This is a genomic window from Inquilinus limosus MP06 (assembly GCF_000767795.1).
Classification (GTDB): Bacteria; Pseudomonadota; Alphaproteobacteria; order DSM-16000; family Inquilinaceae; genus Inquilinus; species Inquilinus limosus_E.
The window spans coordinates 1-4922 of the sequence record NZ_JANX01000488.1; the positions used below are offsets into that span (position 1 = coordinate 1).

At 72.1% G+C, this 4922-nt stretch carries 8 protein-coding genes; 6 read left to right on the forward strand and 2 right to left on the reverse strand.

The genetic code is table 11. The annotated features are described in order from the left end of the window. From P409_RS26620 to P409_RS26635, 4 genes are all read left to right on the forward strand, one after another. The coding region (locus P409_RS26620; RefSeq protein WP_034845533.1) for a pyridoxal-phosphate dependent enzyme at window positions 1-390 on the forward strand (390 nt) is incomplete at its 5' end. A gap of 210 nt (window positions 391-600) precedes the next feature. Continuing rightward, complete coding sequence (locus P409_RS26625; RefSeq protein WP_052121435.1) at window positions 601-1089, forward strand: disulfide bond formation protein B; 489 nt, start codon at window positions 601-603, stop codon at window positions 1087-1089. Continuing rightward, complete coding sequence (locus P409_RS26630; RefSeq protein ID WP_034845537.1) at window positions 1086-1637, forward strand: demethoxyubiquinone hydroxylase family protein; 552 nt, start codon at window positions 1086-1088, stop codon at window positions 1635-1637. Before P409_RS26625 ends, P409_RS26630 begins: the two co-directional genes overlap by 4 nt. 2 nt (window positions 1638-1639) lie before the next feature. After that, window positions 1640-2101: a CreA family protein gene (locus P409_RS26635; protein ID WP_034845538.1), complete on the forward strand. Its 462-nt coding sequence runs from the start codon at window positions 1640-1642 to the stop codon at window positions 2099-2101. 86 nt (window positions 2102-2187) lie between these two features. On the opposite strand, the gene P409_RS26640 is transcribed toward P409_RS26635, so the two are convergent. Both P409_RS26640 and P409_RS26645 read right to left on the reverse strand, forming a co-directional pair. Beyond that, entirely contained in the window at window positions 2188-2748 is a 561-nt protein-coding gene (locus P409_RS26640; RefSeq protein ID WP_430515665.1) for an HNH endonuclease, read from the reverse strand. Between the two features lie 124 nt (window positions 2749-2872). Then, window positions 2873-3553 carry an alpha/beta hydrolase gene (locus tag P409_RS26645; protein ID WP_034845542.1) on the reverse strand — a complete coding sequence of 227 codons (681 nt, stop codon included), beginning with the start codon at window positions 3551-3553 and terminating at the stop codon, window positions 2873-2875. A gap of 225 nt (window positions 3554-3778) precedes the next feature. Between P409_RS26645 and P409_RS26650 the strand changes: the two genes are divergently transcribed. Further along, window positions 3779-4756: a cation diffusion facilitator family transporter gene (locus tag P409_RS26650; protein ID WP_034845544.1), complete on the forward strand. Its 978-nt coding sequence runs from the start codon at window positions 3779-3781 to the stop codon at window positions 4754-4756. Between the two features lie 48 nt (window positions 4757-4804). Beyond that, on the forward strand, window positions 4805-4922 hold a 118-nt coding region (locus tag P409_RS37350), incomplete at its 3' end, for a glutamate--tRNA ligase family protein (RefSeq protein ID WP_238578783.1).

The following is a 4922-nucleotide window of genomic DNA, read 5'->3' on the forward strand; positions in this document are numbered from 1 at the left end:
GCGCCGCGGGCTCGGATCGTCGGCGTGGTGGCGCGCGGGGCGCCGGCCATGGCGCAATCCTTCGCCGCCGGCCGCGCCATCGACACGCCGGACACCGACACCATCGCCGACGGCATGGCGATCGCCCGGCCGGTGCCCTCGGCCGTGGCCCAGCTGCGCGCCTGCGTCGACGAGATCCTGCTGGTCGATGACGGCGCCATCCTCGACGCGGCGCGGCTGCTGCTGCGCGGCGCCGGGGTGGCGGCCGAGCCCTCCGCCGCCGCCGGCCTGGCCGCGGTGCTGACGAATCGGGAGCGCTTCGCCGGCCGGCGGGTGGCGACGGTGATCACCGGCAGCAACTTCAGCGAGGCTTTCCAGGCCCGGTTGTTTGAGCCCGCCGGCAAGGCCTGAACCACCCCCTCACCCGAAATAGCCGGGGCGATTTCGACCTCTCCCCAAGGAGAGGTGAAGTTTCCTCTCCTTGGGGAGAGGGAGGGGCCCGCCGCGTTGGCGGCGGGAGGGTGAGGGGGAGCGCCAGCGCATCCGGAGCAGAACAGGCCTGCCGGGCTCGCGACATTTGAGCGCTAGGCGGCGCATCACTCGCGCGGCATGATCCGCGCCATGTTGCGCCGCCTCGACCTCCTCTCCTGGCTCACGGCCGCCCTGGGCGTCGTCGTGCTGGGCACCGTCCTCGCCTCGCAGTATCTCGGCGGGCTGCAGCCCTGCGAGCTGTGCCTGTACCAGCGCTGGCCCTGGGGCGCGGCGATCGTGCTCGGCCTGCTGGCGGCGGTGATCCGCCCGGCGCGGCGGGCCCTGGTGCTGTTGGCCGGGCTGGTGATCCTGCTCGGCGGCCTGCTGGCGGCCTATCACGCCGGGGTCGAGTACGGCTGGTTCCCGGGCTTCACCGCCTGCACCAGCGCCATCTCCGCCGGCGGCAGCGTCGCGGCGCTGCGCGACCAGCTGCTGAACGCGCCGGTGGTGCGCTGCGACGTGCCGGGCTTCGTCCTGTTCGGGATCTCGATGGCGGGGTATAACGCCATCCTGTCGGTGATCGCGGGCCTGGTCCTGCTGGTCGCCGGCCTGCGTTCAGGCAGCACGAGGGCCGCATGACCGTCTCCCGCCGCCGCGCCCTGCCGGGCGACCTCCCCCGGCGCGAGCGGATCGCCCGGATGATCCGGGTCGACCATGCCGGGGAATACGGCGCCAAGCGGATCTATGAAGGCCAGCTCGCCGTGCTCGGCCGCGGCCCCAAGGGCCCGGTGATCGAGCACATGGCCGAGCAGGAGCGCGCGCATCTCGACACCTTCGACCGGATGGTGGCGGAGCGCGGCGTGCGCCCGACGCTGCTGCACCCCCTCTGGCATGTCGGCGCCTTCGCCATGGGCGCGGCCACGGCGCTGCTGGGCGACCGCGCGGCCATGGCCTGCACGGTGGCGGTCGAGGAGGTGATCGACGATCACTACGCCCGCCAGGCCGAGGCGCTGGGCGGGGACGAGCCGGAGCTGAAGGCGGTGATCGAGCGCTTCCGGGCGGAGGAGCTGGAGCATCGCGACATCGGCCTCGAGCACGAGGCCGAGCAGGCGCCGGGCTACCGCCTGCTGTCCGGCGCGGTGAAGGCGGCGACGCGCACCGCGATCTGGCTGTCCGAACGGGTCTGACCATGCGGCTCTCCGCTTTCGTCGTGGCCGCGGGGGCCATGCTGGCCGCCTCCGGCGCCCGGGCCGAGGATGTCGGCTGCGTCAACACCGCCTTCAAGCTGATCGGCCCGGACCACAAGGTCTGCGTCGAGGCCTTCACCGACCCCGACATCCCGGGCGTCGCCTGCTATCTCAGCCAGGCCCGCACCGGCGGCGTCTCCGGCTGGCTCGGCCTGGCCGAGGACCCGTCGCGCTTCGCCCTGGCTTGCCGCCAGGTCGGCCCGATCACCCTGCCGGACCGCATCGACCGGCAGAAGGAGGTGTTCGACAGCTCGACCTCGATCCTGTTCAAGGAGACGCAGGTGGTGCGGATGTACGACCGGCCGCGCAACACGCTGGTCTACCTGTCCTACTCGACCAAGCTGGTCGACGGCTCGCCGATGAACAGCGTCGCGGCGGTGCCCGTCATGCCTTGGGGGCAATAGATCTGTTGGGTTCGCGGCCGCGAACCCAACCTACTCGAGCTGGCCTGACCGCGTAGGTTGGGTTCGCCGGAGGCGAATCCAACGGATCAGTGTTCCAGCTCGGTGTCCCAGTACAGGAAGTCGCGCCAGCTCTGGTGCAGAAAATTGGGCGGAAACGCCCGCCCATTCTCCTGCAGCTCATAGGTCGTGGGCTGTTGCGGCGGCGTCAAAGGGTGCATGCCGCAATGGTCCGGCATCTGGTGCCCCTTGCGCAGGTTGCAGACCGAGCAGGCCGCGACCACGTTGGTCCAGCTGGTGCGCCCGCCGCGGGCCCGCGGCACCACATGGTCGAAGGTCAGCTCCTGCGACGGGAAGCGCTCGCCGCAATACTGGCAGCTGAACCGGTCGCGCAGGAACACGTTGAACCGGGTGAAGGCCGGGCGTCGCGCCGAGGGGATGTACTCCTTCAGCGAGATCACGCTGGGCAGCCGCATCTCGAAGGACGGGCTGCGCACCACCCGGTCGTATTCGGCGATGATGTTCACGCGGTCGAGGAAGACCGCCTTGATCGCTTCGTACCAGGGCCACAGGGACAGCGGGAAGTAGCTCAACGGACGGAAGTCGGCGTTGAGGACGAGAGCCGGGCAACTGTCGGGTGGGGGAGACACCATCCCACTCCTTCGCCATCACTCGTATTCCCGCGGGCGGTGCCGCGAATGCGCCATGGATAACCGCAGAAAGGCGCTTGACGCAATATCCTGCGCCCAAAGGGCAGGAAATGTCACGATCTCGTCACGCCGCTCCGCCGATCGCCTGGGGCAGGTGCCGGCGCAGCATGTCCAGGCCGGCGACCAGCCCCTCCGGATCGATGCCGTGGCCGAGGCCGGGGCGGGCCAGGGTCTCGACCTCCACCCCGGCGCCACGCAGCGCCTGCGATGCCGCGGCCATGGCGGCGAACGGCACCACCCCGTCATCCTCGCCATGCACCAGCAGCACGGGCGGGCGCGACACGATGTGCTGCGCCAGGGTCTGGGCGCCCAGCAGCGCGCCGGAATAGCCGACCACCGCGGCGCAGGGCCGCGGCCGGCGCAGCGCGGTGTAGAGCGAGGTCATGGTGCCCTGGCTGAAGCCGACCAGCGCCAGGTCGGCATCGGTCAGGCCGCGCTCGGCCAGCGCCTGGTCCAGGAAGCCGTTGACGATCGGCGCCGCGGCCTGCAGCCCGGCCTCCATCACCGCGGGCGTCCGGTCCTGCAGGCTGAACCATTGCCGGCCGAACGGGGCCATGTCGCAGGGTTCGGGCCCGTCCGGCGCCAGGAACTCGGCCTCGGGCAGATAACGGGCCCAGTGCGGCGCCAGCCCGATCAGGTCCTGCCCGTCGGCGCCGACGCCGTGCAGCAGGACGATCAGGGCCTTGGGCGCGCGGCCGCTGGCCGGGGCGAGGCGGGGGCCGAAGAGGGGCGTGGTCGTATCCATGCGCCATCTGTCCCGAGCGGCCCCCGGCCTGTCAACCGGCGCGGTGTCGCCGCCATCTGGACTCATCGAAAGGGGGGCTCTGGACCCATCGGAAGCCCATCTGGCACCAACGGTCCCCCCGATCTGGACCTATCGGGTTATGCGGCGCCGCTGCAAAGTCCAGCCGTTCCAGAAACGCGGCGCCAGCCCCGGCCTGACCGGGGCGGCAGCATCGGGGAGGCGATCATGGCGGTGGTCGAGGGAACGGACGGCATCGGGACGGGGCCTGGGGCGGACGCCATGGCGCCGGCGCGCCGACGCGAGCGGACGGCGCGCCTGGCCGTTCTGGCGGTGATCCCGACCCTGGCGGTCACCGCCTGGTCGGTGCTGGAGTCGAACTCCCTGGCGCTGGCCGCCGACCTGCTGCTGACCGTGCTGGACACCGCCTGCGTGCTGGTGGCCTGGATCGTGGCGCGGCGGGCGCTGGCCGAGCGGCCGGCGGGGCTGGACTACGGCACCGGCAAGCTGGAGAGCCTGGCCAGCGCCGTGGTCGGTGTGTTCATGGTCGCCTCGCTGTGCCTCGTTGTCACCCTGGCGGGGCTGCGGCTGTCGCAGGGCGGCGCCACGGTCGCCGGCAGCGGCATCTTCGCCGGGCTCGCCATCAACCTGGTCTACGGCCTGGTCAACGGCGCCATCCTGATGCGCTATCGGGTGCAGCGGCGGCACGACCCCTCGCCGCTGGTGCAGTCGCAGATCCGCCTGTTCATCGACAAGGTGACCTCGAACCTGCTGATGGCGGCTGCCCTGGGCAGCGCCGTGCTGTTCCGCGACACCGCGGCCGGCCCGTATATCGACGTGGTCGCCAGCCTGCTGGTGGCGCTATCCATGGCCTTCTGGGCGGTGCAGATCATCCGCAGCAGCATCGGCGAGCTGATCGACGCCGCCTGCGGCGAGGATGTGCGCCGGCCCCTGGCGGCCGCGCTGGCGCGCTGCGCCGGCGGCTTCGGCAATCCCGGCGCCATCCGCACCCGCCGGGCGGGCGGGGTGGTCTATGTCGAGATCGAGCTGGGCTGCGCGCCGGAGGTGCCGGTGGCCGCGATCGAGCGGCTGCGGACCGAGCTGCTGGCCGTGCTGCGGCCGCTGATCCCGGCCCTGTCCCTCGCCATCCTGCCGCGGCCCCTGACGGCGCCCGCCGCACCGCGCCTGATGGCGGTGGCCGCCTGACGCTGTCTCGGCCTTGACGCGGCGGTGGGGACGCCCCTCTGTTGCCGCATGACCGTCGTCACCCGCTTCGCCCCCAGCCCGACCGGCTTCCTGCATCTCGGCCACGCCCATTCGGCCCTGGCCGGCTGGCGCCGGGCGCGCGGGGCGGGCGGCTGCTTCCTGCTGC